Origin of the sequence: Nocardioides sp. SLBN-35, from assembly GCF_006715725.1 — a bacterium.
In the GTDB taxonomy this organism is placed as follows: Bacteria; Actinomycetota; Actinomycetes; order Propionibacteriales; family Nocardioidaceae; genus Nocardioides.
In genome coordinates, this window is the sequence record NZ_VFNU01000001.1 from 2,125,114 (window position 1) to 2,149,861 (window position 24,748).

A 24,748-nucleotide genomic window follows, 5' to 3' on the forward strand; every position below is an offset into this window, starting at 1 on the left:
TCAGGCTCCTTGCTCTCCAGTGTGCGCCTTCGACGCCGGCAGCAGCACGGCCGGGACGACGGCGAGGACGGCGACGGCCAGCGGCCACCAGAAGGCGGCGCCGAAGGCGTCGGCGGGTGCAGCGGCAGCGGACAGCTGGTGCTGCAGGACGGTGGCGAAGACGGCGGTGGCGACGACGCCGCCGGTGCGCTGGGCGATGCTCATCGTCGTGGTGGCGCGGGGGATGGCGGCGTGGTCCAGGGCGGCGTACGCCGCGGCGCTGGTCGGCGCGAAGATGCAGCCGGCGCCGAGGCCGATCGCGAACAGCGCGATCCCGAGATAGACCTGACCCGGGTCGCTGCCGACCGCGGTGTAGCCGAGGAAGCCGGCCACCAGCAGGCCGACGCCGGCGAGCACGACGGCCCGGCCGCGACCACGGTCGACCAGCCGGCCGGTCAGCGCCATCGCGAGCGCTGCTCCCACGCCCTGGGGCACGAGCAGGAGGCCGGTCTGCAGCTCGGTCTCGCCGCGCGCGAGGAGGTGGTAGAGCGGGAGCAGGAAGCCCGCGCCGGTGAGGACGCCGACGGCGAGGAACTGCACGGCCGTCGCGGTCGCGAAGCCACGGGTGGCGAAGTGGCGCAGCTCGACCAGCGGCCGCTCGGTGCGCAGGGCGTGGGCCACGAACGCGACCAGGAGCATGACGCCGCCGGCGATCCCGGTCGCCGCCTCGGTGGACGACCCGGTGGGGGCGGCGAGCGCCGTGACGCCGTACGCCAGTGCGACCAGGCCGGGGGAGAGCAGGGCGAGGCCGAGGACGTCGAGCCGCTCGCGGCCGGCGCCCCGTGCGTCCGCGAGCGCGCGGACCGACCAGGCCAGGCAGGCAAGGCCGACCGGGATGTTGACGAGGAAGATCCAGCGCCAGTCGACGCTGTCGATGAGCACGCCGCCCAGCACTGGGCCGAGGATCGGCCCCAGCATCATCGGGATGCCGACGACGGCCATCGCGCGATCCATCCGCTGCGGGCCGACCGCCCGGGCGACCATCGCGATGCCGACGGGGCTGACCAGGCCGGCGCCTGCGCCCTGGAGGACGCGGAACCCGATGAGGGAGGGCGCCGACCACGCGGTGCCGCACAGCAGCGAGCCGAATGTGAAGACGCCGACGGCGAGCAACCAGACGCGGCGGGCGCCGTAGCGGTCCATCGCCCAGCCCGCGAGCGGGATGGTCGCGGTGAAGGCCAGCAGGTAGCCGGTCATCACCCACTGGATCGTGGTGAGGGAGACGGTGAACTCCGCCGCGAGGCGGTCGGTGGCGACGCTGACGATGGTCGCGTCGAGGACGGTCGTGATCATGCCGAGCACGACCACCGCGATGACGGTGCGGGCCGTGCGGTCGAGCGGTGCCGCGGCCGAGGCGGGGGCGGGAATGGCGGTCTGGCTCATGACGCTCTCCTTTCATGTCGTGAATCTAAAGATATAGTGACTCTAAGTTTCTAGTGACGCAAAAGTCAAGGTAGGGTGCCGTCATGGCCGAGCTGGGACTGCGCGAGCGCAAGAAGCAGGAGACGCGACGACGGATCACCGAGGCCGCGATCGAGCTGTTCGCCGAGCGCGGGTTCGAGCAGGTGCCGGTCGCGGACATCGCCGTCGCCGCCGACGTCTCCACCGCCACGGTGTTCAACTACTTCCCTGCCAAGGAGGACCTGATCTACGACGGGATGGCCGCCTTCAACGAGCACCTGCTCGCCGCCGTCCGCGACCGGCCCGCGGGCCAGCGGGTCGTCAGCGCGTTCCGGGAGTACGTCGTCCAGCCCCGCGGCGTCCTCGCCGACCCCACCTCGCCGGTGCTCGCCGGGCTGTCCCGGATCGCACGGATCGTCCAGGACAGCCCCAGCCTGCAGGCCCGCGAGCGGCTCGAGGCCGACCGTGCGGTCGCCGCGCTGCGCGACCTCCTGCACGACGAGCTCGGTGACGACCTGCGCTCCTGGACCGTCGCCTCGGCACTCGTCGGCACCACTCGCGGGATGACCCGCGAGGTGCAGCGGGCCGCCGCCGAGGGCCGGGTCGACGCGCGGCTGTCCGAGCGACTCCTCGCGTCGGCCGCCGCGGCCATCGACGTCATCCAGGTCGGGTTGGCCGAGGCGACGAAACCGCACCGGTGAGCCGGTCCTGATCGACGAAGGACCCGCCGGCCGCGCCGCCTAGGCTGCGGCCATGCGCGGGATCGACGACTGGCTGGAACAGCGGCTGCCCACGCTGCTCGAGGAGACCGGAGTGCCCGCCGCGGCGGTCGCGGTCGCGTACGGCGACCGGGTCGTCGACGCCGCCGCCGGCACGCTCAGTGCCGCCACCGGGGTGACCGCGACGACCGACGCGATCTTCCAGATCGGCTCGATCACCAAGGTGCTCACCGCGACCCTCGTCCAGCAGCTCGCCGACGAGGGCCTGGTCGACCTCGACCGTCCGGTCCGCACCTGGCTGCCCGGCCTGCGGCTCGGCGACGAGACCGCCGCCGCGGCCGTCACGGTCCGCCAGCTGCTCACCCACACCGCGGGCTTCGAGGGCGACGTCTTCACCGACACCGGCAAGGGCGACGACTGCGTCGAGAGGTACGTCGACCTGCTCACCGGCGTACCGCAGCTGTTCCCTCCCGGCGAGATGTGGTCCTACAACAACGCCGGGTTCTGCGTGCTGGGCCGGCTCGTCGAGGTGGTCCGCGGCGCGCCGTACGACGCCTGCCTGCGCACCCACCTGCTCGACCCGCTCGGCATGACCGGCGCCGCCACCGACCCCTACGAGGCGATCCTGCACCGCACCGCGGTCGGGCACGTCGACGGCCGCCCGACCGACACGTGGGCGCTGGCGCGGTCGAACGCGCCGGCGGGCTCGATGCTCGCGATGCGCGCCCGCGACCTGGTCGCCTTCGCGCGCCACCACCTCGCCACTCCCGCACTCGCGGGGATGCGGGAGCCGCAGGTGAGGCTGCCGGATCTCGGCCAGGGCGAGGCGTGGGGCCTGGGCTGGGAGCTGTTCCAACTCGCCCCGACGCCGATCGTCGGCCACGACGGCAACACCATCGGCCAGTCCGCCTTCCTGCGGCTGCTGCCCGAGCACGACCTCGCGGTCGCCGTCCTCACCAACGGCGGTCCCGCGAAGCTGCTGCACCGCGCGGTGACCGGTCACCTGCTCCGCGAGCTCGCCGGCGTCGACCTCCCGGCGCCACCCCCGCCGCCCGCCACGGTGACGACCCCCGACTCGGTCCGGTACGCCGGCACCTACGTCTCCGAGGTCGGCGAGACCGTCGTCAGCCTCGACGGGCAGGGGCGCCTGTGGCTGGACCGCACCCCGCTCGGGGTGCTGGCCGAGATCGACGAGCCGCCGTTTCGCACCGAGCTGGTCGCCTGGCGCGGCGACACCCTGTGGCCGCTCGAGCCCGAGGGCGGGGTGCACCAGCCGGTGGCCTTCCTCGGCGACGACGGCACCGGGCGGGCGGCGTACCTGCACACCGGACGAGCAGACCGGAGGATCCGGTGACCGACCCTCGCCGGCTCCACGCGGAGTCCGTCGTCGCCGACACCCACAACGACCTGCTCTGCGCGGTCGTCGCCCGTCCGGTCGAGCGGTGGGCCACCTTCTTCCGCGAGCGGTGGCTGCCGCAGCTGCGGGCCGGCGGCGTCGACCTGCAGACCCTGCCGGTGTTCATCGAGGACCCCTACCGCCCCGAGGGCGCGCTGCGCCGCACGTTGCGGATGATCGAGGCGGCGCACCGACTGGCCGAGGGCAACCCCGACGAGGTCGCGCTGTGCCGCGACGGTGCGGACATCGACGAATCCCTGCGCCGGGGCAGGATCGCGCTCGTGCTCGCCCTCGAGAGCGCGCCGGGCGTCGGGGACGACGTCGAGCTGCTCGAGACCCTCTTCCGGCTGGGCGTGCGGGTCGCCTCGCTCGCCCACTTCGGCCGCACCGCGCTCGCCGACGGCAGTGGCGAGGACGGCACCGGGGGACGGCTCACGAAGGCAGGAGTCGCGGCGCACCAGGAGATGGAGCGCCTCGGCATGCTGTTCGACGTCAGCCACCTCGGCCGCGCCGGCGTCGAGCACGTCCTCGAGCTCGCGACGCGCCCGGTGATCGCCACCCATTCCTCGGCCCGCGCGCTCTTCGACCACCATCGCAACCTGACCGATGCGCAGATCCGGGGGATCGCGGACGGCGGTGGCCTGGTGTGCGTGAACTTCTTCGCGCCGTACCTCCACGCCGAGGACTACTCGGTCGACCGGCTGGTCGACCACCTCGAGCACGTCGTCTCCCTCGCCGGCATCGACCACGTGGGCCTCGGCCCGGACTTCGTCAAGGAGGTCCTGGCCGACACCACGCCGCCGTGCTGCGAGGTCGCCCTCGTCGAGGGCGTGCCCGCGGACGCCTACCTCCCCGGTCTCGAGGGTCCGGCGGGACTGCCGCTGGTGACCGAGGCGCTGCTGCGTCGGGGCTGGGCGGAGGCCGACGTCGTCGCCGTGCTGGGGGCGAACGTGCGACGCCTGTACGTCGCCGAGCTCGGCCGCCCCGCATGAGCCGGTTCGTCCCCGCCGACGAACCGCCCACCCCAGCTCGGGCGGCCCGCACCAACACCGGGCGTGACCCGCGTCGCACCATCGTTGCGTGGCAGAGAGCACCGCAGAGAGCACCGCAGAGAGCACCGCAGTGATCACCGATCCCGTCCTGGCGACCGACCGGGTGCTGAGCGTTCGCGACCTGTCGGTGGAGATCCGCCGCGGCGACCGCGTCGTACGCCCCGTGTCCGGGGTCAGCCTCGACCTGCACCGCGGCGAGACCCTGGGCATCGTCGGCGAGACCGGCTCCGGCAAGTCGATGACCGGCCTGGCGATCATGGGGATGCTGCCTGCCGGCGGCCGCGTCACGCAGGGCTCGATCGACTTCTCCGGCACCGAGCTGGTCGGCCTGGAGGCGCCCGCCTACCGACGGATCCGCGGCAACGACATCGCCATGGTCTTCCAGGACTCGCTCACCGCGCTCAACCCGACCCGGCGCATCGGCGACCAGGTCGCCGAGCCCGCGCGCCTGCACCAGGGCCTGTCGAAGCGGGCAGCCCGCCAGCGCGCGGAGGAGATGCTCGCCCTCGTCGGCATCCCGCGCCCCGGCGAGCGGATGGACGACCACCCGCACCAGCTCTCCGGCGGCATGCGGCAGCGCGTGATGATCGCGATGGCGCTGGTCTGCGAGCCCAAGGTCGTCATCGCCGACGAGCCCACCACCGCCCTCGACGTCACCATCCAGGCGGAGATCCTCGACCTCCTCGACGACCTGCGCGCCCGCCTGGGGATGGCGATGATCCTGGTGACCCACGACATGGGCGTGATCGCGCGGCACGCCGACCGCGTCGGTGTCATGTACGCCGGCCGGCTGGCCGAGACCGGACCCACCACCGACCTCTTCGAGCGCACCCGGCACCGCTACACGCAGGCATTGCTGGCCTCGATCCCTTCCCTCACCCACGACCGCGGCGAGGAGCTCTACAGCATCGGCGGCGCGCCGCCGGACCTCTCCGCCACCCAGCCCGGCTGCCGCTTCGCGCCCCGTTGCGCCGCGGCCACCGACGAGTGCCGCACCGAGCAGCCGCCGATCCTCACCGAGGGCGCGCACGCCTTCGCCTGCTGGAACCCGGCCTCCGGCCCCGTCCAGCACACCGCCGTGCGCATCGCCGAGGCCGAGCGCCGGCCGACGGAGGACGGCACCGGCCCGCGGCTCGGCGTCGTCGACCTGCACCGCGAGTACCCCGCCGGCCACGGCAGCTGGTTCGGCTCGAAGCGCACGGTCAAGGCGGTCTCCGGTGTCAGCTTCGAGGTCGCGGCAGGCGAGACCTTCGGCCTGGTCGGGGAGTCGGGCTGCGGCAAGTCCTCCCTGGGGCGCATGCTCGTCGCGCTCGACCGGCCCACCTCGGGCGAGGTCGTCTTCGAGGGCCGCTCGGTCACGACCATGGGGCAGCGCGAGCTGGGCAGTCACCGGGCCCGGCTGCAGATGATGTTCCAGGACTCCGGCGCCGCCCTCGACCCGCGGATGCGGATCGGTGCCGTGCTGCGCGAGCCGCTCGCCATCCAGGGCATCGGCACCCGCGCCGAGCGCACCGCCACCGCCCGCGACCTGCTCGCCGACGTCGGCCTGCCCGCAACCGTCCTCGAGCGGTACCCGCACGAGCTGTCCGGCGGCCAGCGCCAGCGGGTCGCGCTGGCGCGGGCGCTCGCCCTCGACCCGACCGTGCTCGTCGCCGACGAGCCGGTCAGCGCACTCGACGTCTCGATCCGCTCCCAGGTGCTCAACCTGATGCGCCGGCTCCAGCGCGAGCGCGGGCTGAGCAGCGTCGTGATCTCCCACGACCTGGCCGTGGTGCGCTACCTCGCCGACCGGGTCGGGGTGATGTACCTCGGCAAGCTCGTCGAGAGTGGCACCGCCGAGGAGGTGTACGCCGCACCCGCGCACCCCTACACCGCAGGGCTGCTGGCCGCCGTACCCGAGGTGTCGCCGACCGCCCAGCAGCCGCGTGCCGAGCGCGTGCGCGGTGAGCTGCCCAGCCCGCTCGACCCACCCAGCGGCTGCCGGTTCCGCACCCGCTGCCCACTCGCCACGGAGCTCTGCGCGGAGGTCGAGCCGGTCCTCGAGGACGTCACCGCCACCCACCAGGTGGCCTGCCACTTCCTGCTGCAGAGCAAGTCCGGAGGTGCCTGACATGGCGTGGTACGTCGCCAAGCGGCTCGCCGTCTCCGCCGTGGTGCTCCTCGGCATCTCGGCCGTCGTCTTCTTCCTCCTGCACCTGGTCTCCGACAGCCCGGGCCGCGTGGTGCTGGGCCAGCGTGCGAGCCCACAGGCCGTCGCCGACTTCAACCACGAGCACGGCTTCGACCGCCCGGTCGTGGTGCAGTACCTCAGCTACCTCGGCCAGCTGCTGCACGGCGACCTCGGCCGTTCCTACAAGCTCAACCAGGACGTCGGCACCCTGCTCCAGCAGAATGCCGGCCGCAGCGCGATGCTGTCGCTGGCCGGGCTGGTGCTGGCGCTGCTCGTCGCCGTACCGCTGGGCATCCTGCAGGCGGTCAGGCGCAACAGCGTGGTGGACCGGGTCGCCACCGGCCTGGCGTACGTCCTCTACGCGACACCGGCGTTCCTGCTCGGCCTGGTCCTGATCGCGGTGTTCAGCCAGCAGCTGGACCTGTTCCCGGCGGAGGCATCGCAGTCGCACTCGCCGTGGGTGGTGTTCACCGACCCGCGCTCGATGGCGCTGCCGGTCGTCACCATCGCGGTCACCAGCATCGCGATCTTCAGCCAGTACCAGCGTTCCTCGGCGCTCGACCAGCTCGGCCAGGACTACATCCGGGTCGCCCGCGCCAAGGGCCTGCCCGAGCGGCTGGTGCTCACCCGGCACCTGCTGCGCAACGCGTGCCTGCCGCTGATCACCCTGGTCGGCACGATGATCCCGCTGCTGCTGGCCGGCAACCTGATCGTCGAGTCGCTGTTCAACTACTCCGGGCTCGGGCTGCTGTTCCTCAACAGCCTGCAGCGCGAGGACTATCCCGTGCTGCTCGCCTACACCCTCATCGGCGGCGTGCTGACCGTCGTGGGCAACTTGATCGCCGACATCGCGGTGGCCATGGCCGACCGCAGGATCGAGCTGGCCTCATGACCGCTGTGCCCGCCACCCCCGCGACGCCCGAGACCGTCCTGCCGCCGCCCGCGCCCGCCGGCCTCCGGGCCGCCGTACGACGGATGCGGCACCACCCGCTCGGCCTGGCCGGCGGTGCGCTGCTCCTGCTGGTCGTCGCCTTCTGCTACCTCGGCCCGCTGGTGTGGAGGACCAACCAGACCGACGTGAACCTGCTCGACGCCGCCCTTCCGCCCGGCCCCGGGCACCCGCTCGGCACCGACACCAACGGCTTCGACGTGCTCGGCCGGCTGATGGCAGGCGGTCAGGTGTCGCTGCAGATCGGCCTGCTGGCGGCGGTCTTCGCCACCACCTTCGGCACCGTGTACGGCGCCGTGGCCGGCCTCGCCGGTGGCGTGGTCGACGGCTTCCTGATGCGGATGGTCGACGTGCTCCTGTCGGTGCCCTTCTTGTTCTTCGTGCTCATCCTGTCGGCCCGCTTCCACGCGAACGCCTGGACCCTGGCGCTGGTCATCGGCGCCTTCTCGTGGCTGATCTCCGCGCGCCTGGTGCGCGGGGAGGTGCTGACCCTGCGGGTGCGGGAGTACGTGCTCGCGGCCCGGGTGATGGGCGCCTCGCGACGGCGGATCATCTTCGCCCACCTGATCCCCAACGCGATGGGCGTCATCATCGTCAACGTCACCTTCCAGGTGGCCGACGCGGTGCTCGTGGTCGCCGCGCTCGGCTTCCTCGGCTTCGGGCTGAGCTATCCGACGACCGACTGGGGCAGCCAGCTGGCCAGCGGCGTCACCTACATCTCGGCCGACTACTGGTGGCTGATCTACCCCGTCGGCGGGTTCATCGTCCTCACCGTGCTCGCCCTGAACCTGCTCGCCGACGCGCTCCGGGACGCCGTCGGGCGCAAGGCCGACTAGGTCCGCACCGGCCGTCGTACTCCCCGAAACCGCCGCTGAGGAATCGTCGACTCGGACGAACCGGCCGCCGTACCGCTGGTGCAGCCTCATCCGAACAGCAAGACCCCCACCCACACTGCGGAGAAGAAGACATGACCCACCTGCGTGGACAGCGAACCGGCCGCCTCGGCGTGGCCCTGGTCGCGGTGGTCGCCCTCCTCGTCTCGGGATGCTCCAGCGAAGGAGCATCGACGAAGGACGTCGCGAAGAAGTACAAGGACATCCCGGCCGAGACCGGCAAGCCCCAGGACGGCGGCACGATCACGGTCGCGCTGACGCCGGGCCTGAGCCCCAACTACATCTACCCCTACCCGCCCGCCTCGGCGAACGGCACCGTGATCGCCCGCGGGCTGATGTGGCGTGGGCTCTACCGCACCAGCGGCACCGGCGACCAGGTCGTCAACCCCGAGCAGAGCCTGGCCGAGCTGCCCGAGGTCAGCGAGGACCGCAGGACCGTCACCGTCCGGCTCAAGGACCGCACCTGGTCCAACGGCCGTGCGGTGAGCGCCGACGACGTCGTCTTCTCCCTCGACCTGCTCAAGGCGGCGCTCGACAAGAGCCCCGGCAACTGGAGCTTCTACACGCCGGGCCAGTTCCCCGACGGGGTCACCGCCGAGGCGACGGCCGACGACACGGTGACCTTCCACCTGGAGACGGCGTACAACGAGTCCTACCTGCTCTCGATGCTGGCGCTGCTCTACGTGATGCCGTCGCAGGAGTGGGCGATCGCCGAGACCGGCGGCCCGCAGCTCGACTTCACCGACGAGAAGAACGCGAAGGCGATCTACACCTACCTGACCAAGCAGTCCGAGGACCAGGCCGGCTTCGCCACCAACCCGCTGTGGCAGGTCGTCAACGGCCCCTACAAGCTGAAGTCCTTCGACTCCACGACCGGCTCGTTCTCACTGGTGCCCAACGAGGAGTACGCCGGTCCCGGCGACTCCCGCCTCGACCAGGTCGACTTCAAGGCGTTCACCTCCGCCTCGGCCGTGCTCAACCAGTACAAGGCAGGCACGCTCACCGTCGGCACCCTCGACTCCAGCTACGTCACCGAGATCGACGCCCTCAAGAAGGACGGCTACCACGTGTACGGCGCCCCGGCGCCGGCCCGCTTCGACTCGCTGACCATCAACTTCGAGAACACCGTCGACGACTTCGACAAGATCATCGCCCAGCCCTACGTGCGCCGGGCGCTGCAGCACCTGATCGACCAGCAGGGGTACGTCGAGAGCCGCGGCATCTACAACGGCGCGGCCTCGGAGAACTACAGCACCGCGGGTGCGGACTCGCCGTACCCGCCGGAGTTCGGCGACGAGGCGCCCTACCCCTACGACCCGGAGGCGGCCCAGAAGCTCCTGACCGACCACGGCTGGAAGGTGGCGCCGAACGGCACCACCACCTGCGAGAGCCCCGGCACCGCCGAGGACCAGTGCGGCGCGGGCATCCCGCAGGGCGCGAAGATCAGCTTCACGCTGGCCTCGGCCAACACCCCGGCGTACGTCGGCGCACGAGACGTCGCCTTCGTCTCGGAGGCCAAGAAGCTCGGCATCGAGGTCAAGGTCGTGACCAAGTCGCTGAACTACATGTACTCCAACTACGGCAACAGCTTCGCGCCCGCGACGAAGAACGAGTGGGCGATGCAGGACTACGGGCCGCTCTACCTCGCCGCCGGCTACCCGAGCAGCAACACCGTCTTCAACACCACGGGCAGCTTCAACCTCGGCAGCTACTCCAACAAGGACGTCGACAAGCTGATCGACGAGTCCACCTTCGGCGCGGACCCGGCGGTGCTGTCGAAGGAGATCACCACGATCTCCGAGGACCTGCCGGTGCTCTTCTTCCCGACGCCGCACACGCTGGTGGTCTGGAAGGACACGCTGTCCGGCCCGCCGGAGTCGTTCCAGGCGCTGCTGAGCTTCCTGTACAGCCCGGAAGAGTGGTATCTCACGAAGTGATGGCGACACCGATCCTGGAGCGACTGCGCGGCGCCGCGACCGGCGCTCGCGTGGTCGCCCTGGGCGAGGCGTCGCACAACGTCACCGAGCTCAACGAGCTGCGCGACGAGGCGCTGCGGATGCTCGTCGCGGAGCACGGATTCACCGCACTGGTGCTGGAGTCCGGGTTCGCGGAGGGGCTCGCCGTCGACGCCTGGGTGCGCGGCGGGCCGGGCAGGGTCGAGGACGTCGCTCGGGACGCGATCTCCTACGGCTTCGGGCACTCCGCCGTCGTGCACCGGCAGCTCTCGTGGCTGCGCTCCCACGGCGGGGTGCGGGTGTACGGCATGGACGTGCCGGGTGGCTCGACCTCTCCCGGGCCCGCGGTGCGGGCCCTGCTGGCCCGGATCCCCGCAGCTGCGGGGGATCCGGACCTGCTGCGGCGCAGCGACCTCGGCGGCCGGGTGGAGGCGGCGGTCCGGTACGCCGGGCTGTCCGGCTCCGCGCGCGAGCGGCTGCTGGCCGACCTGCGAGCCCTGGCCGCGCGTGGACTGGCCATGGGCGACCCGGTGGCGGAGCGGCTGGCCGCCTCGGTCCTGGCGTTCGCCGACGGCCAGGACCGGGACCGGTTCATGGCCGACACCGTGCGCTGGGTGCTGGAGCGCGAGGAGCGGGTGCTGGTCAGCGCGCACGACGGGCACGTCCAGCGCACGCCGTACGACGGACTGCCGACGCTGGGCGGTCTTCTCGCCGACGCGCTGGGCTCCGACCTGCTCCTGGTCGGCACCACCTTCGCCTCCGGCCCCGCGGTCCGGATCACCGACCGCTCGGACCGGCCCTTCGACTGGGCCGTGGCGCTGGAGGAGGGCGTTCCCGGTCCGGTCCTGGACGACGACGCGTTCGACCTGGTGCTCGACCTCGGCGAGGTGCACCGCGTGCCCGGCGCCTTCGAGCGGCTGCGGCGCGAGCTCGCGGCGCCGTACCCGCCGACCCGGACCGTCGAGGTCGTCGCCACCCAGGCGGGCGTCTCCGTGCCGGACCCGTACCGCTGGCTGGAGGCCGAGGATGACGAGGTCCATGCCTGGCAGCGCAGGCAGGCCGAGGTCGCAACCGGCTCGATCCTCGGTGGGCAGGACCGCGCGGCGCTGCGGGCCCTCGTCGAGGAGTACGACGCCGGCGCACGACCGGTGCTGCCCCGGCATGCGGCGGGGCGGTGGTTCCGGCCGGTGGGTTCGTCGGTGGTGGTGGCCGATGAGCCCTACGGTGCGGGGGTCCCGGTCGTCGTACTCGAGGCGGGGGCGTTGCTCTCGTGGCTGGCGCCCTCGCCCGACGGCCGGGTACTGGCGATCGGCGTGTGCGCCGACGGCAGCGAGCACAACACGATCCGGCTCGTCGACGTCGCGTCCGGTGAGCGGCTGCCCGCGCCGCCACAGGTGCTGCACAGTGCCTGGGCCGGCGGCGTCTCCTGGGCGGCCGACAGCACGGGCTTCTGGTTCTTCGCGCTGACCGGCACTCCGGAGGAGTTCGTGCAGGCGACCTTCCACCACGAGCTCGCCACCGGTGCCACGGTGGTCGAGCCGGTGCCGGTGCCCGCGGGTTCGCGGGAGTACACGCTGGTCCAGCCCTCGCCGGACGGGCGCTGGCTGGTGGCCTCGCACCGGGTCGGCAGCCCGATCCCCGTCGCGGTGCGGGACCTGGCCTCCCCGCAGGCCTCGTGGCGGCCGTTCGTCACGTCCTGCACCGGCACCGTCGCGGGACACGTCGTCGGCGACAGGTACGTCGCGGTCACCGATGTCGGCGCCGCCCGCGGCCGGCTGGTCGCGATCCCGCTCGACGCGGCGTCGCCCGACGACGTCTCCTGCTGGGAGGAGCTGGTCGCCGAGGGGCCGACCGTGCTGCGCTCGGTCACGCCGGTGGGGGAGCACCTCTACCTGTCCGAGCTCGACCGGACGTTCGCGCGGGTGCGCGTCCTCGAGCGCTGCGGTGGCGCGGTCGGCGACGTGCCGCTTCCTGGTCGAGGCGCCCTCGCGGCGCCCTTCTTCGCGCTGACCGGCCTCGCGGCCGGTGGGCCGACCCCGGACTTCCTGTTCGCCTTCTCGACGCCCACCACCTCGTGGAGCGTGCACCGGCACCGCGCGGGTGCCGCGGACGTCGAGACGCTGCTCGCGCCGGTCGTGACGCTCGACGCGGTCCTCGAGGAGGGCGCCGCGCCCGCCGCCGACGGGACGCTCGTGCCCTTCCACGTCATCCGCCCGACCGACGGCGACGCGGCGCCCGCGCCGACCCTGGTCACGGCGTACGGAGCGGCCAATGTGCCCACCCTGCCGTCGTACCAGCCCGACCTGGCAGCCTTCGTCGCCGCCGGTGGCACCGTCGTCCAGGCCTACCTGCGCGGAGGTGGCGAGCTCGGGCGGGACTGGTACCTCGCCGCGCACCGCGAGACCAAGCACGTCCGCGACGACGACCTCGTCGCGGTCGCCGAGCACCTCGTCGCAAGCGGTCGTACGACGCCCGACCGGCTCGCGCTGACCGGCGGCTCCGACGGCGGCCTGATGTGCGGCGTCGCGGTCACCACCCGCCCCGACCTGTGGCGGGCGGTGCTCCCGCGCGCGCCCCTGCTCGACCTGGTCGCCGGCATGCGCGACCCCTACCTCGACTTCGTGATCCGCAAGGCGTGGGGCGATCCCGACGACCCGGCCGACGTACGCCGGATGATCGGCCGCTCGCCGTACGAGCTGATCGGCCCGGGCACCTTCCCGGCCGTCTACGTCCAGGCCGGCGCCACCGACCCCCGCTGCCGCCCGTGGCACGCGCGCAAGTTCGTGGCCCGTCTCCAGGCTGCGCAGGAGGGCGATGCCCCGATCCTGCTGCACGTCTTCGAGGACGCCGGGCACGGCGCCGCCACCAGTCCCGAGGTCGTGGTCGCGCAGGACGTCGAGTGGCTGGGCTTCCTCGTCCAGCAGCTCGGGCTCAGTCCGGAGCAGTGAGGTCCATCAGCCGCAGCTGCAGCATCGCGGCCAGCCGGGCGTTGGGGTCGGTGAGGTCGAGCCGGCCGACCTCGGCCGCCCGGCGCAGGCGGTAGCGGAAGGTGTTGGCGTGGACGTACATCGCGGCCGACGCGATGGCGACGTCGCCGAAGGCGTCCAGCCAGGCGCGCAGGGTGTCGACCAGGCTGCTCTGGTGCTCCTGGTCGTAGGCGACGATCCGCGCGACGGCGCCGCTGGGGATGTCGCCGCGCGGGACGCGGTCGGCGAGCTCGAGCAGCAGGGCCTCGAGGTGGACGTCGTCGAGCCGGGCGACCTGCTGGCCGGGACGTGAGCGGAGCACGCGCAGGGCGCGGTCGGCGCCGGTGCGCGAGCGCTTGAGGGAGGCGCTGCCGGGGGCGAGCGGGCCGACGCCGACGAGTGGACGCAGCCGGGAGTCGACGCGGGACAGGAAGTCGGCGGCGATCTCGGCGGCGCGTTCCTCGCCGTCCTTGCGGCCGCGCGCGACCGGCAGGATGCCGTAGGCGACGTCGCCGACCAGGCCCGCGGCGCTGCGCGGGTGCACGGCGGTCAGGTGCAGCGCGAAGGCGTCGGCGACCCGCTTGCGCTCGACGGCGAGCTGCGCGGGCAGCGGGCTCTCGGTCCCGGCGCCGACCACGGTCAGCGCGAGGACGACCGCCGGCTCGTCCTTCAGCCCCAGCCGGCGCAGGGTCTCCGCGGTGCGCGGGCCGCTCTCGAGCGCGGTGCTGAGCAGGTCGGCCCGCAGCCGCCGCTCCACGTCGGCATCGGCCCGCGCCCACACCAGGTGCATGGCGACCAGCTTCGAGGCGTCGTACAGCGCCTGCCCGCGGGCCTCGTCCATCGGCTCGTTGACGACCGCCCAGATGGTGCCGAGAATCTCGTCGCCCGCGCGTACGGCGATCGCCGCGCGCCCGCTGCCGGACGGCTCGTCGTCGGACAGCGGCGGCACCCAGACCGGCCGCGTGGAGCGGTAGATCTCCTGGAAGACGCCCTGCTCCTCGAGCTGGCGGGTGTAGTCCTCGGGCACCTGCCGGCGCAGGATCGTCTGCACCCGCCAGGTGTCGGCCTCCTCCTGGCGGCTGGAGAACGCGAGCAGGCGTGAGCTGCGGTCCTCGATCGTCACGGGGGCGTCGACGAGCGCGGCGATCGCGTTGGCGACGGCGAACAGGTCGTCGAGGCCGGACTGGTAGCCGACCACCTGGCGCAGCCCCGCGCCGGTGCGGCCCAGCGGCTCCGGGTCGAGCTCGGGGCCGTCGCTGGTCAGGGTCCTGATCATCCCGGCCAGGTGGGTCCAGGCGGCCCCGCGCGCCAGCGCGAGCACCGTGACGCCGGTACGACGCGCCGTCGCCGCGAGCTCGTCACTCTCCGCCACGGGCGCGCGGACGACCAGCCCGAGTGCGCCCTGCGCACCGAGCCGCTCGACCGCCTCGGTGATCGCCGCCGGCTCCTGCAGCCCGACCCCGAGGACCAGCGCGTGCTCGGGCAGCTCCGGCTCGTCGAGCGGGTCGTCGATGACCACCCCGCCGATCTCCTCGGGCCGCTGCACCTCGCCGCAGACCACCTCGAGCAGGGTGCTGCCGAGCTCCTCGACGACGCGAGCGAGTCCGGCGCGGGGGAGGTCGGCCACGGTCACCACCCGCCCGACGCTAGCCGCGGGGCATGGGGTCGTCGTTCGTCCGGCACGACGAAATCGTGACAGATGCTGGTGGGATCGAACAGGCGGTTGAGTTGCCACGAACTCGCCGTCGAGTTGCCGCAAACTCACCGTTGACTTGCCACTTGCCGTGCGGGGTGGCAACTCAACGGTTGGGAAGCGGCAACTCAACGGTGAGGATGGGGCAACTCAACGGGGTCAGAGGGGGATCCAGGTCCGGTCGACGGTGACCTCGTCGAGGACGTCCGGCAGCGGGCTGACGCCGAGGCCCGGACCCGTCGGCACGGACAGGTGACCGTCCTCGAGCACGAACGGCTCGGTCAGGTCGGTCGCGTAGTAGCGCTCGGAGGCCGACGTGTCGCCGGGCAGGGTGAAGCCGGGCAGCGCGGCCAGCGCGAGGTTGGCAGCCCGGCCCAGGCCCGTCTCCAGCATGCCGCCGCACCAGGCCGGAATCCCGTGCGCGGACGCGACGTCGTGGATCCGGCGCGCCTCCAGGTAGCCGCCGACCCGGCCGGGCTTGATGTTGACGATCGAGCAGGCGCCCAACGTGATCGCGTCCGCCGCGGCCCGGGCGGAGACGATCGACTCGTCGAGACAGATCGGCGTACGGACGGACCTGGCGAGCTCGGCGTGGCCGAGCAGGTCGTCCTCGGGCAGCGGCTGCTCCAGCAGCAGCAGGTCGAAGTCGTCGAGCTGGGCGAGATGCCGGGTGTGGCCCCGACGGTACGCCGTGTTGGCGTCGACCTGCAGCAGGACGTCTCCGAACCGCTCCCGTACGGCGCGCACCGGCTCGACGTCCCACCCGGGCTCGATCTTGAGCTTGATCCGCAGGTAGCCGTCGGCCAGGTACCCCTCGACCACGTCCAGCAGCGCGGGGATCGACTCGGTGATGCCCACCGAGACCCCGCAGGGCACCCGGTCGCGGACCGCACCGAGGGCGTGGGCGAAGGAGACGCCCCGGCCGCGCAGGTCAGCGTCCAGGACCGCCGTCTCCAGTGCTGCCTTGGCCATCCGGTGACCGCGGACCGACTGCAGCGCCGGCGCGACCCGGTGGGCGTCGAGATGCTCGACCTGCGCGACCATCGGCACCAGCACGCGCTCCAGCACGTCTGCCGCGGCCTCGGTGTACTCGGAGGAGTAGAACGGCCCGGTCCCGGCGCCGCACTCGCCCCAGCCCTCGGCGTCGTCGGTGACGGCGCGCACGAGCAGCGCCCGGCGTACCGTCTCGGTCCCGAAGGACGTCCGGAACGGCGCCACCAGCGGCACCTCGACGGTCCGGATCTCCACCCCGGTCAACTTCATTGCGCTTCCTTCCTCTCCACGACGTACCAACCCGATCGGTCGAACTCCCGCACCCGCGCGCCTCCGGCGAGCAGCCCGCCGAGTACCTCGCGCAGCGCCTCGCGCCACGTGGCGGCGAGCGCCGGGTCCTGCTCGCGCAGGCCCTCGACGTCAACGGGTACGCCGACCAGCACCGTGCGCCCGTACGCCGGCCGCAGGATCGGGCCGCCCGCGGCGGACACCTCCAGCGCGACGACCGCGCCGTCCGCGCGCAGCTGCTCGACGTCGACGGCGCGGGGGGTCCCGGCGCACGCGGCGACGACGGCGGGTGCGTCGAGCGACCACCGCACGAGGACCCGGTCGGTCGGGTCGGCGCGGTTGATGTCGTCGTCCATCGGCCCGTAGAAGTCGGGGAGGTACTCGGTGACGTCGGCGGCGAGCTTGCCCAGGTTGAACCACGAGTTGCGCCGGATCAGCGGGTCGTAGGTCCAGGTGATGGCACCGGCGCCCTGGTCGAGCGTCCACGCGCGCTGGTGCAGCTTGAGGGCCAGGCCGACGTGCCGGCCGGCCATCCGCGGCGCGACACCGGCGATGTGGCTGTGCAGCGCGTCGCGCGCGGGCGCGGAGAAGAAGCCGAAGCAGGCGCCGACGAGCTCGTCGCCGTCGTAGGCGCCGCTGACATAGCTGCCCGCCTTCGCCATCGCGCGGAGCAGGTCCGCGGTGACCGGCGGGTTGGTCGCGCCGGTGCGCCAGATCCGCTCGTAGAGGCGGCGGACGTCCTCCAGCGACGCGATGTCGTCGAGGGTGCGGATCGTGATCCCCGCGCCGGCGGCGGCCTTGTCGGCGTCGGTCCAGGCGGTCATGGGCGGTCCTCGGCCAGGAGGTCCGTGACCAGAGCGGTCAGCAGCCGGGTCCGGCCGGGTAGCTCGGCGACCAGCACGTGCTCGTCGTCTGCGTGCGCGCCGCCGCCCACGGCACCGAGTCCGTCGAGGGTCGGGGTGCCGACGCCGGCGGTGTAGTTGCCGTCCGAGGCGCCGCCGACGGAGATCGAGGTGACCGGGTCCAGCCCGAGGTCGTGGGCGAGCAGGGCCGCACGGTCGTAGAGGTCGCGAGTCGCGGTGGGGGTCAGTGGGGGCCGGTTCGGCCCGCCGACGACCTCGACGTCGGCACCGTCGAGAACCGGCCGGAGCGCGTGCATCGCCGCATGCACGCGGTCCTGCTCGCCCTCGTCGCGCACTCGTACGTCGACCCCGAACCCGGCGGCGGCGGGCACCGTGTTGATCGTGGTACCGGCGTCGAGGCGGGTCGGAGTGACCGTCGTACCGCGCTCGGGGTCGGCGATCGCGGCGACCGCGTGCACCTGGTGGGCGACCTCGATGGTCGCGTTCACGCCGCGCTCGGGCTCCAGGCCGGCGTGCGCGGCGCGGCCGGTGACGAGCACGTCGTACCGGGAGACGCCCTTGCGCTCGGTCTTCAGCGCGCCACCGGGGCCTGCCGCCTCGAGGACCAGCGCGCCGGCGCAACCGCGAGCCTCGTGCTCGATCAGCGCGCGCGAGGAGGGGGAGCCGATCTCCTCGTCACCGGTGACGAGGAGGGTGACGCCGTCGCGGTCGTCGAGCGCGGCGAGGGCGTGCAGCGCCATCACGACGCCGGCCTTCATGTCGAAGCAGCCGGGCCCGCGCAGCACGCCGTCGCTCACGCCGAAGGGGTGCGTCTCGAGGGAGCCGAGCGGCCAGACGGTGTCATGGTGGCCGAGCACCAGCACCCTGCGCCCGGTGCCGAACCGCCAGCGCAGGTGGGTCCAGCCGTCGAGCACGATCCGCTCGGGCCCCACGCCCAGCAGGCGGGTGCCCAGGGCCGCCACCACCTCGGCGCTGCGCGCGACCGCCGCCAGGTCCTCCGACGGGGACTCGCAGGTCACCAGCGCCTCGAGGTCGGCGACCATCGCGTCGAGCGACGGGAGGGCGCGGTCGGGTGCCTGCTGGTGCATGCTGCCCAGCATCGGGAACGCGACGACGCCGCGGGCTGTCGGCCCGGCCAAGATTCCGGGTCCGCGTTCGTCGGGCAGCCCGAGTCCGACGAGCGTACGCTTCGATCGTGGCGAGCGCCGGGACCCAGGAGGTCCGCTTCTGCCGCACCGACGACGGCGTGCGGATCGCGTGGGCGCGCCACGGATCCGGCCCGCCGCTGCTCATCGTGTCGTGCTGGCTCAGCCACCTGCAGCACGACTGGCAGAGCCCGGTGTGGCGGCACTTCCTCGACGACCTGGGGGACGTCGCCACCGTCGTCAGGTACGACGAGCGCGGGTTCGGCCTCTCCGAGTGGGACGTCACCGACTTCTCCCTGCCGCGCCGCCTCGCCGACCTCGAGACGCTGGTCGACGCCGCCGGGCTCGACCGGTTCGCGGTGCTCGGCATGTCCGGCGGGGCACCGGTCGCGGTCGCCTACGCGCACGCGCACCCCGAGCGGGTCAGCCGGCTGGTGCTCTACGGCGGCATGGCCGGCGGGGGCATCCAGCAGGAGGACGAGGCCGCCGAGGAGGCGTTCCGCGCGATGATCCGGGCCGGCTGGGCGCGGCCGGACCCGCTGTTCCGCCGGGTGTTCACCAACGCCTTCATCCCTGACGCCACCGAGCAGCAGATGGCGTGGATGGACGAGCTGCAGCGCACCTCGACCAACACCGAGAACGCCGTGTGCAGCCGGATCGCCCGCCACGCCGTCGACGTGCGGGAGCTGCTGCCCGGGATCAGCGCACCCACGCTGGTCCTGCACGCCGAGGGCGACCGGGTCGCACCCGGCTGGGGGCCGCGGCTCGCGGCCGCGATCCCCGACGCGCGGCTGGTCATGCTCGACTCGCGCAACCACGTGCTGCTCGCGGACGAGCCGGCCTGGCCGGTGTTCCGCCACGAGGTGGCCGGCTTCCTCGCCGCAGACCGGGTCGTCGTACCCGTCGACCACCTGTCCGCGCGCGAGCGCGAGATCCTGCTGCTGGCCGCCGAGGGCCTCGACAACACTGCGATCGCCGAGCGGCTGACGCTGAGCGTGCGCACCGTCGAGCGGCACTTCCAGAACGTCTACCTCAAGCTCGGCCTGTCCGGGCGTACGGCGCGTGCCGCCGCGGTCTGCCGGGTCCTCGGGATCGACGCACGGGCCTGACGCGTACGCGTCGGCAGCCACCGCTTCGCCGCGGTTGCGCGTCGGCACCGATGCCCGCAGGCGCCCCGGATTCCTAGCGTCGGACGCATCGGCGAACACCCGCCGCACCGACGAAGGAGACGACGATGTCGAACAAGGCAGTGGTCAGCCTGGCCACCGGGATGGAGGACCCCGAGCGGGTCACCGTGGCGTTCCTGGTCGCGCTCGGCGCGGCCGAGCACGGACGCCCGACGCTGATGTTCCTGACCAAGGAAGCCGTGCGGCTCGCCGTACCGGGCGTCGCGGTGGGCCGGGCCTGCGAGGGCTGCCCGTCGCTGCCCGAGCTGCTCGAGCGCTACCTCGCGGCCGGCGGGACCTACCTGGTCTGCCCGCTGTGCTTCAACGCGAAGGCGCTCGACCCGGAGAACCTGGTCAAGGGCGCGGAGATCGGCGGCACCGTCCCGATGTGGGAGTGGATCGGCGAGGAGGGCGCGACGTCGTTCAGCTACTGAGCCGACATCTCGGGGATCGGCGTGCGCAGGGTGCCGTCGGCCAGCCAGGAGTCGAGGTTGGCGAGCGTCAGCTCGCGCATCGCGGCCCGGGTCACGTGGGTGCCGGACGCGACGTGGGGGAGCAGCACGACGTTGTCGAGGGCGATCAGCTCGGCCGGCACGTTCGGCTCGTCGGCGTAGACGTCGAGGCCCGCACCACCGAGCCTTCCGTCCTGCAGCGCGGCGACGAGCGCGGGCTCGTCGACGACTGACCCACGGGCGATGTTGACCAGCACCCCGTCCGGGCCGAGGGCGTCGAGCACCTTCCGGTCGACGAGCGCGTCGGTCGCGGAGCCGCCCGGGACGACCACGACCAGGCTGTCGACGGAGGCCGCCAGCTCGACCGGCGAGGCGGCGTACGCGTAGGAGACGTCGGGTACCTGGTGGCGGTTGTGGTAGCTCACCGTGCAGCCGAGGGCCTCGAGCCGGGTGGCGACCGCTCGCCCGATCCGGCCCAGCCCGATGATGCCGACCCGGCTGCCGGCGACCTGCGCGGTGAGGGGGTACGCGCCGGCCGGCCAGCTCCCGTCCCGCACGAAGCGGTCGGCGGAGACCACCTCCCGTCGTACGGCGAGCAGCAGCGCGATCGCGGTCTCGGCGACCGCGTCGTCGAGCACCTCCGGGGTGTTGCTGACCGCGATCCGGCGCGCCAGTGCGACCGGGACGTCGATGTTGTCGTAGCCGACGCCGTGGTTGGCGATCACCCCCAGGTTAGGCAGCGACGCGATCAGGTCGCTGCCGACCCGGCCGGTGTTGGTGCACACGATGCCGACCACGTCGCCCGCGCGGGCCGGGAGGTCGGCGGGGTCGACGGCGTCGTACCGCTCGCCGACGGCGTCGTGCAGCTGCGGGCTGAGCGGGGGGACTCGGAGGATCGTCGGTCGGCTCACCCGTCCAACATAGAGGCCAGCGCCTCGAGGGTCGGACGCCGTCCTCGGGCGACGTGGGCGTAGGCGAGGGCGGCCGCGATCTCCTCGTCGCCGTTGCGGATCGCGTCGAGCAGCGCCTCGTGCTCGGCCCCGTGGCCGTGGTCGCCGCGGAAGGTGGTGAGCCGGAACAGCCAGTGCACGCGGCCCGAGACGACCCGCATCAGCGCCTTGAGCAGGCTGCTGCCCGTCAGCTCGAGCATGACCTCGTGGAACTGGGAGGTGGCGGCCGCGATGTGCCGCTCGTCGCCGGTGCGGTGGGCGCCGCCGGACCGCTCGAGCGCCTCCTCGAGCAGGGCGATGCCGTGCTCGTTGATGTGCCGTGCCGCCAGCCGGGCGACGAGCACCTCCAGCGCCTCGCGGACGTCGAACAGCTCCTCGACGTCCGCGATCGTCAGCTGCCGCACGGTGGCACCCCGGCGCGGCCGGATCTCGACCAGGCCGTCGAACTCGAGACGCCGCAGCGCCTCGCGGACCGGGACCCGGGAGACGTCGAGCATGTCGGCCACGTGGGTCTCGCGGAGCCGCTCACCGGGCGCGACGGCGCCGGACACGATGCGCTCGACGAGGTCGGCGTAGATGCGGTCGACGAGGAGGTCCTCGGTGAGGTCGTCGTCGCCCTCGGGGTGGTGGATGTCGAGCATCGCCTAGACCACGTTCACCCGGAGGCACAGTGAGTTGAGCTCCTCGACACCCTGCTCGGTGACGATCACCGTGCCGCCGATGCTCACCCGTGCCCGGTCCAGGCAGGCGTTCGGCTCGAACGCGAAGGCGACACCGGGCTCGATCACGAAGTCGCCGTCGCGGGGTGTGGTGTGAGGCAGGGGGACGCCGGCCAGTCCGGCCTGCTGGTCCATCCCCACGTGCGTCGCGCCGTTGTAGATGACGGGCGAGACGGTCTGCACGACCGGTCCCATGTTCCACGCTCCTGCCTCGCGCAGCGGCTGCTCCATGACCTCGCACAGCTCGGCGAAGGTCCCGCCGACGTGGAGGTAGTCGACCCCGCGCCGATAGGCCTCGACCGCGACCTCCTCGAGCCGGCGGTGGACGTCGTCCGGCTGCCCGACCGAGATCTCCACCTGCTGCTGTGACTCGAAGCCACCGTAGAGGGTGAACAGCTCGGCGCCGTAGACGTCGCCCTTCTCCAGGACCCGGGACCCACCGCCCATCCACGGCCAGTCGGGGCCGGCCCAGCCGAGGCGTTCCGCGCCGCTGCGCTGGGGGCCGTTGAGCCAGAGCCCGCCGGCGGCGGTGACCGACTGCATGCCGGCAGCGGAGATCTCGGACTCGCGGACACCGGCTCCGGCGACCTCGATCATCGCCGCGCAGGCGGCCTCGCCGATCGCCGCGGAGTGCCGGATCATCGCCAGCTCGGCCTCGCTGTGGACGAGCATCAGCTGCTCGAACTCGGCGTGCAGGTCGACGAAGCTCGCCTCGGGCAGCCGGTCCAGGACACGCTGCCAGGTCCCGAACGGGATGGTGCCGGCGACGCTGGCCGGGGCGCGGCTGCGCAGCCCGACGACGCCGATCGTCGCGGCGGTGAGGCCGAGGTCGGCGAGCACGTCGCCCAGCTGGTGGCCCGGTCGGGTCAGGCGCTGGTCGGTGACCCAGCGCTCGTAGCGGCTCCCGGGCTCGTCGTACCGGCCGAGCGTGATGTTGCCGGTCGGTACGACGGACACCGGCTCGCCGTGGCGGGGGAGCACGCAGTAGCTGCGGGTGCCCTCGTTGGTGAGGTACCGGTCGAGCTGGTCGCGGCCCTGTCCCGACACCAGGACGGCGTCGAGGCCGGCTTGGTCCATGAGGGCGCGGACCGCTGCGTAGCGCCGGTCGCGCTCGGTGGTCGTCAGGGTGGGGAACTCGGTCATATCGGTCTCCTCGTATACCAAATCATCTGTTAGTGATCGCGGGCTCTGAGCCGGTGTGCTGCCCGTCGGCGAGCCAGAATCACCGTAGCAAGGCGGGAATCAATATTTAAGTGCTTAGAAAGTTAGATGAAAGCCTTGTTTCCATCCGGGCGTATGTGCTGTTCTATGTATACACGCCGGGTGAGTTGGCTCACAGGCGGACACGGACACAAAGGAGCACGGAGTGAGAACCTTTCGGACGAAGAGGGCGCTCGGCCTCGGCCTGGTGGCCCTCGCGCTGGGGACCGCCACCGCCTGTGCTGCCGATCCCAGCGGCTCGGGTGCTGCCGGCGACACGACCCTCACCTTCGGCGTCGACGGCACGGTGCCGAACATCGATCCGGTGCTGGCCGACAACAGCACGGTCGACCAGTCGGTGGTGCCGATGTACGAGTCGCTCGTCGACTACGACCCCGACGGCACCCTCCAGGGGCGCCTGGCCACGGCCTGGACCGTCGCGGACGACGCCCGATCGGTGACCTTCACGCTGCGCGACGGCGCGAAGTTCCACGACGGCGCCCCGGTGACCGCCGACGACGTGAAGTACACCTTCGACCGGGCCAAGGCGCTCGGTGTCGGTGTCGCGCAGTTCCTCTCCGACTACGCGTCGGCCGAGGTGGTCAGCCCGACCGAGGTGAAGATCAACCTCGCCGCGCCGTCCTCGCTGTTCCTGGGCGGGCTCGCGAAGGTCTACGTCGTCAACTCCGCCCTCGTCGAGAAGAACGCCGGCTCCGACCAGGGCCAGTCGTGGCTCGCGTCCCACGACGCTGGCAGTGGTCCCTACACGCTCGAGGACTTCAAGCCGAACCGGCAGATCATCTTCGAGAAGTACGACGACTTCACCGGCGACGCCAACGCCGCCGCCCCCGACAAGATCGTCTACCGGCTGATCCCGGAGAGCTCGACCCAGCGCGAGGAGATGCTCGCCGGCAACATCGACGTGGCCGACGGCATCGAGCCGCAGGACCTCGCCACGGTGCTCGAGCAGGACCACTTCACCTCGGTCGAGCTGGCCAAGGCGCAGGGTCTCTACGTCTACTTCAACACCCAGCGGGCGCCGTTCGACGACCCGTCGGTGCGCCTCGGCATCCGCCTCGCCTACGACTACCAGGCCCACGTCAAGACGATCCTCGGCGGCCACGGCGCCGTGGCGACCGGCGTCGCACCGGCGGTGATGGACTGCCGGCCCGAGATCGCGCCCTTCGAGCAGGACCTCGACCAGGCCCGCGAGCTCCTCAAGGGCCTGGCCGCGAGCGGCCAGGAGCTGACCCTCGCCTACCAGGCGATCTTCGCCGAGCAGGCCGACGCCGCGACCGCGCTGCAGTCCACGCTGCGCGACCTCGGGGTCAAGGTGAAGCTCAAGACCGTCGACTACCCGACCTACATCGAGTCCCTCGGCTCGGTGGGCACGACCCCGGACATGGCGGTCATCTGGGACAACCCGCCGACCCCCGACGTGGGCAGCCTGCTGACCACCCGCTACCACTCGAAGTTCCGCGACACCTCGACCAACTTCGGGCAGTACGGCAACCCGGCGATCGACAAGCTGCTCGACCAGGCCAACGCCACCGGCGACGCGACCGCGCGGTGCGACCTCTACAAGCAGGTCGAGCAGGACCTGGTCGACGACTCGGCGTCGATGCCGGTCGCGGACGAGGTGACCACGGTCGTCGTACCGACGACGGTCACGGGTGTCGAGCTCTATCCCGCGCACACCGGCTACATGCCGCAGACCTACCAGATCGAGGACTGAGTCG

At 72.6% G+C, this 24,748-nt stretch carries 19 protein-coding genes; 11 read left to right on the forward strand and 8 right to left on the reverse strand.

Annotated features, from left to right (window positions below; genetic code table 11):
* Entirely contained in the window at window positions 1-1,422 is a 1,422-nt protein-coding gene (locus FBY23_RS10300) for a DHA2 family efflux MFS transporter permease subunit (protein ID WP_141798060.1), read from the reverse strand.
* Between the two features lie 83 nt (window positions 1,423-1,505).
* On the opposite strand from FBY23_RS10300, the gene FBY23_RS10305 reads away from it, so the two are divergent.
* The 8 genes from FBY23_RS10305 (at window position 1,506) to FBY23_RS10340 (ending at window position 13,522) form a co-directional block, all read left to right on the forward strand.
* A complete protein-coding gene (locus FBY23_RS10305; RefSeq protein ID WP_141798061.1) occupies window positions 1,506-2,141 on the forward strand; it encodes a TetR/AcrR family transcriptional regulator in 636 nt (211 codons plus the stop codon).
* A gap of 52 nt (window positions 2,142-2,193) precedes the next feature.
* Window positions 2,194-3,513, forward strand: a complete 1,320-nt coding sequence (locus FBY23_RS10310; RefSeq protein WP_141798062.1) for a serine hydrolase — start codon at window positions 2,194-2,196, stop codon at window positions 3,511-3,513.
* Window positions 3,510-4,547: a dipeptidase gene (locus FBY23_RS10315; RefSeq protein ID WP_141798063.1), complete on the forward strand. Its 1,038-nt coding sequence runs from the start codon at window positions 3,510-3,512 to the stop codon at window positions 4,545-4,547. Before FBY23_RS10310 ends, FBY23_RS10315 begins: the two co-directional genes overlap by 4 nt.
* Window positions 4,548-4,635: 88 nt before the next feature.
* Entirely contained in the window at window positions 4,636-6,717 is a 2,082-nt protein-coding gene (locus tag FBY23_RS10320) for an ABC transporter ATP-binding protein (RefSeq protein ID WP_260805886.1), read from the forward strand.
* Window position 6,718: 1 nt separating this feature from the next.
* Window positions 6,719-7,669, forward strand: a complete 951-nt coding sequence (locus FBY23_RS10325) for an ABC transporter permease (RefSeq protein WP_141798064.1) — start codon at window positions 6,719-6,721, stop codon at window positions 7,667-7,669.
* The gene (locus FBY23_RS10330; protein WP_222117786.1) at window positions 7,666-8,562 is read left to right on the forward strand and encodes an ABC transporter permease; all 897 of its coding nucleotides are present in this window, start codon (window positions 7,666-7,668) and stop codon (window positions 8,560-8,562) included. The genes FBY23_RS10325 and FBY23_RS10330 overlap by 4 nt, the downstream gene beginning before the upstream one ends.
* Before the next feature lie 131 nt (window positions 8,563-8,693).
* Entirely contained in the window at window positions 8,694-10,556 is a 1,863-nt protein-coding gene (locus tag FBY23_RS10335; protein ID WP_141798065.1) for an ABC transporter substrate-binding protein, read from the forward strand.
* Window positions 10,556-13,522: a prolyl oligopeptidase family serine peptidase gene (locus FBY23_RS10340; RefSeq protein ID WP_141798066.1), complete on the forward strand. Its 2,967-nt coding sequence runs from the start codon at window positions 10,556-10,558 to the stop codon at window positions 13,520-13,522. Before FBY23_RS10335 ends, FBY23_RS10340 begins: the two co-directional genes overlap by 1 nt.
* Here FBY23_RS10340 and FBY23_RS10345 read toward each other — a convergent pair.
* The 4 genes from FBY23_RS10345 to FBY23_RS10360 form a co-directional block, all read right to left on the reverse strand.
* Window positions 13,506-15,176, reverse strand: coding sequence for a CdaR family transcriptional regulator (locus FBY23_RS10345; protein WP_260805887.1), 1,671 nt, complete (start codon window positions 15,174-15,176; stop codon window positions 13,506-13,508). The genes FBY23_RS10340 and FBY23_RS10345 overlap by 17 nt on opposite strands.
* Before the next feature lie 216 nt (window positions 15,177-15,392).
* Window positions 15,393-16,496 (reverse strand): o-succinylbenzoate synthase, encoded by a 1,104-nt coding sequence (gene menC, locus FBY23_RS10350; RefSeq protein WP_141798067.1) that lies wholly within the window; start codon window positions 16,494-16,496, stop codon window positions 15,393-15,395.
* The gene (locus FBY23_RS10355; protein WP_141798068.1) at window positions 16,493-17,338 is read right to left on the reverse strand and encodes a GNAT family N-acetyltransferase; all 846 of its coding nucleotides are present in this window, start codon (window positions 17,336-17,338) and stop codon (window positions 16,493-16,495) included. The genes menC and FBY23_RS10355 overlap by 4 nt, the downstream gene beginning before the upstream one ends.
* Window positions 17,335-18,465 carry a M20 family metallopeptidase gene (locus FBY23_RS10360; RefSeq protein ID WP_141798069.1) on the reverse strand — a complete coding sequence of 377 codons (1,131 nt, stop codon included), beginning with the start codon at window positions 18,463-18,465 and terminating at the stop codon, window positions 17,335-17,337. Before FBY23_RS10360 ends, FBY23_RS10355 begins: the two co-directional genes overlap by 4 nt.
* 107 nt (window positions 18,466-18,572) lie before the next feature.
* Between FBY23_RS10360 and FBY23_RS10365 the strand changes: the two genes are divergently transcribed.
* Both FBY23_RS10365 and FBY23_RS10370 read left to right on the forward strand, forming a co-directional pair.
* Window positions 18,573-19,631, forward strand: coding sequence for an alpha/beta fold hydrolase (locus FBY23_RS10365; protein ID WP_222117787.1), 1,059 nt, complete (start codon window positions 18,573-18,575; stop codon window positions 19,629-19,631).
* A gap of 125 nt (window positions 19,632-19,756) precedes the next feature.
* Complete coding sequence (locus tag FBY23_RS10370) at window positions 19,757-20,122, forward strand: DsrE family protein (protein WP_141798070.1); 366 nt, start codon at window positions 19,757-19,759, stop codon at window positions 20,120-20,122.
* Here the strand turns inward: FBY23_RS10370 and FBY23_RS10375 are convergent.
* From FBY23_RS10375 to FBY23_RS10385, 3 genes are read right to left on the reverse strand one after another with little or no spacing between them, the layout of a single operon-like run.
* Window positions 20,116-21,051, reverse strand: a complete 936-nt coding sequence (locus FBY23_RS10375; RefSeq protein ID WP_141798071.1) for a 2-hydroxyacid dehydrogenase — start codon at window positions 21,049-21,051, stop codon at window positions 20,116-20,118. The genes FBY23_RS10370 and FBY23_RS10375 overlap by 7 nt on opposite strands.
* Window positions 21,048-21,731: a GntR family transcriptional regulator gene (locus tag FBY23_RS10380; protein WP_141798072.1), complete on the reverse strand. Its 684-nt coding sequence runs from the start codon at window positions 21,729-21,731 to the stop codon at window positions 21,048-21,050. The genes FBY23_RS10375 and FBY23_RS10380 overlap by 4 nt, the downstream gene beginning before the upstream one ends.
* Window positions 21,732-21,734: 3 nt before the next feature.
* Window positions 21,735-22,952, reverse strand: coding sequence for an aminopeptidase P family protein (locus tag FBY23_RS10385; RefSeq protein ID WP_141798073.1), 1,218 nt, complete (start codon window positions 22,950-22,952; stop codon window positions 21,735-21,737).
* Window positions 22,953-23,175: 223 nt separating this feature from the next.
* On the opposite strand from FBY23_RS10385, the gene FBY23_RS10390 reads away from it, so the two are divergent.
* Window positions 23,176-24,744, forward strand: a complete 1,569-nt coding sequence (locus FBY23_RS10390) for an ABC transporter substrate-binding protein (RefSeq protein ID WP_141798074.1) — start codon at window positions 23,176-23,178, stop codon at window positions 24,742-24,744.
* The last annotated feature ends 4 nt before the right edge of the window (window positions 24,745-24,748 follow it).

Excerpts from the sequence above, each read along its gene's own strand:
- menC (WP_141798067.1), bottom strand. The coding sequence starts at position 16,496 with ATGAAGTTGACCGGGGTGGAGATCCGGACCGTCGAGGTGCCGCTGGTG.
- FBY23_RS10335 (WP_141798065.1), top strand. The coding sequence starts at position 8,694 with ATGACCCACCTGCGTGGACAGCGAACCGGCCGCCTCGGCGTGGCCCTG.
- FBY23_RS10310 (WP_141798062.1), top strand. The coding sequence starts at position 2,194 with ATGCGCGGGATCGACGACTGGCTGGAACAGCGGCTGCCCACGCTGCTC.
- FBY23_RS10300 (WP_141798060.1), bottom strand. The coding sequence starts at position 1,422 with ATGAGCCAGACCGCCATTCCCGCCCCCGCCTCGGCCGCGGCACCGCTC.
- FBY23_RS10305 (WP_141798061.1), top strand. The coding sequence starts at position 1,506 with ATGGCCGAGCTGGGACTGCGCGAGCGCAAGAAGCAGGAGACGCGACGA.
- FBY23_RS10330 (WP_222117786.1), top strand. The coding sequence starts at position 7,666 with ATGACCGCTGTGCCCGCCACCCCCGCGACGCCCGAGACCGTCCTGCCG.
- FBY23_RS10360 (WP_141798069.1), bottom strand. The coding sequence starts at position 18,465 with ATGCACCAGCAGGCACCCGACCGCGCCCTCCCGTCGCTCGACGCGATG.
- FBY23_RS10355 (WP_141798068.1), bottom strand. The coding sequence starts at position 17,338 with ATGACCGCCTGGACCGACGCCGACAAGGCCGCCGCCGGCGCGGGGATC.
- FBY23_RS10370 (WP_141798070.1), top strand. The coding sequence starts at position 19,757 with ATGTCGAACAAGGCAGTGGTCAGCCTGGCCACCGGGATGGAGGACCCC.
- FBY23_RS10340 (WP_141798066.1), top strand. The coding sequence starts at position 10,556 with ATGGCGACACCGATCCTGGAGCGACTGCGCGGCGCCGCGACCGGCGCT.
- FBY23_RS10385 (WP_141798073.1), bottom strand. The coding sequence starts at position 22,952 with ATGACCGAGTTCCCCACCCTGACGACCACCGAGCGCGACCGGCGCTAC.
- FBY23_RS10325 (WP_141798064.1), top strand. The coding sequence starts at position 6,719 with ATGGCGTGGTACGTCGCCAAGCGGCTCGCCGTCTCCGCCGTGGTGCTC.
- FBY23_RS10380 (WP_141798072.1), bottom strand. The coding sequence starts at position 21,731 with ATGCTCGACATCCACCACCCCGAGGGCGACGACGACCTCACCGAGGAC.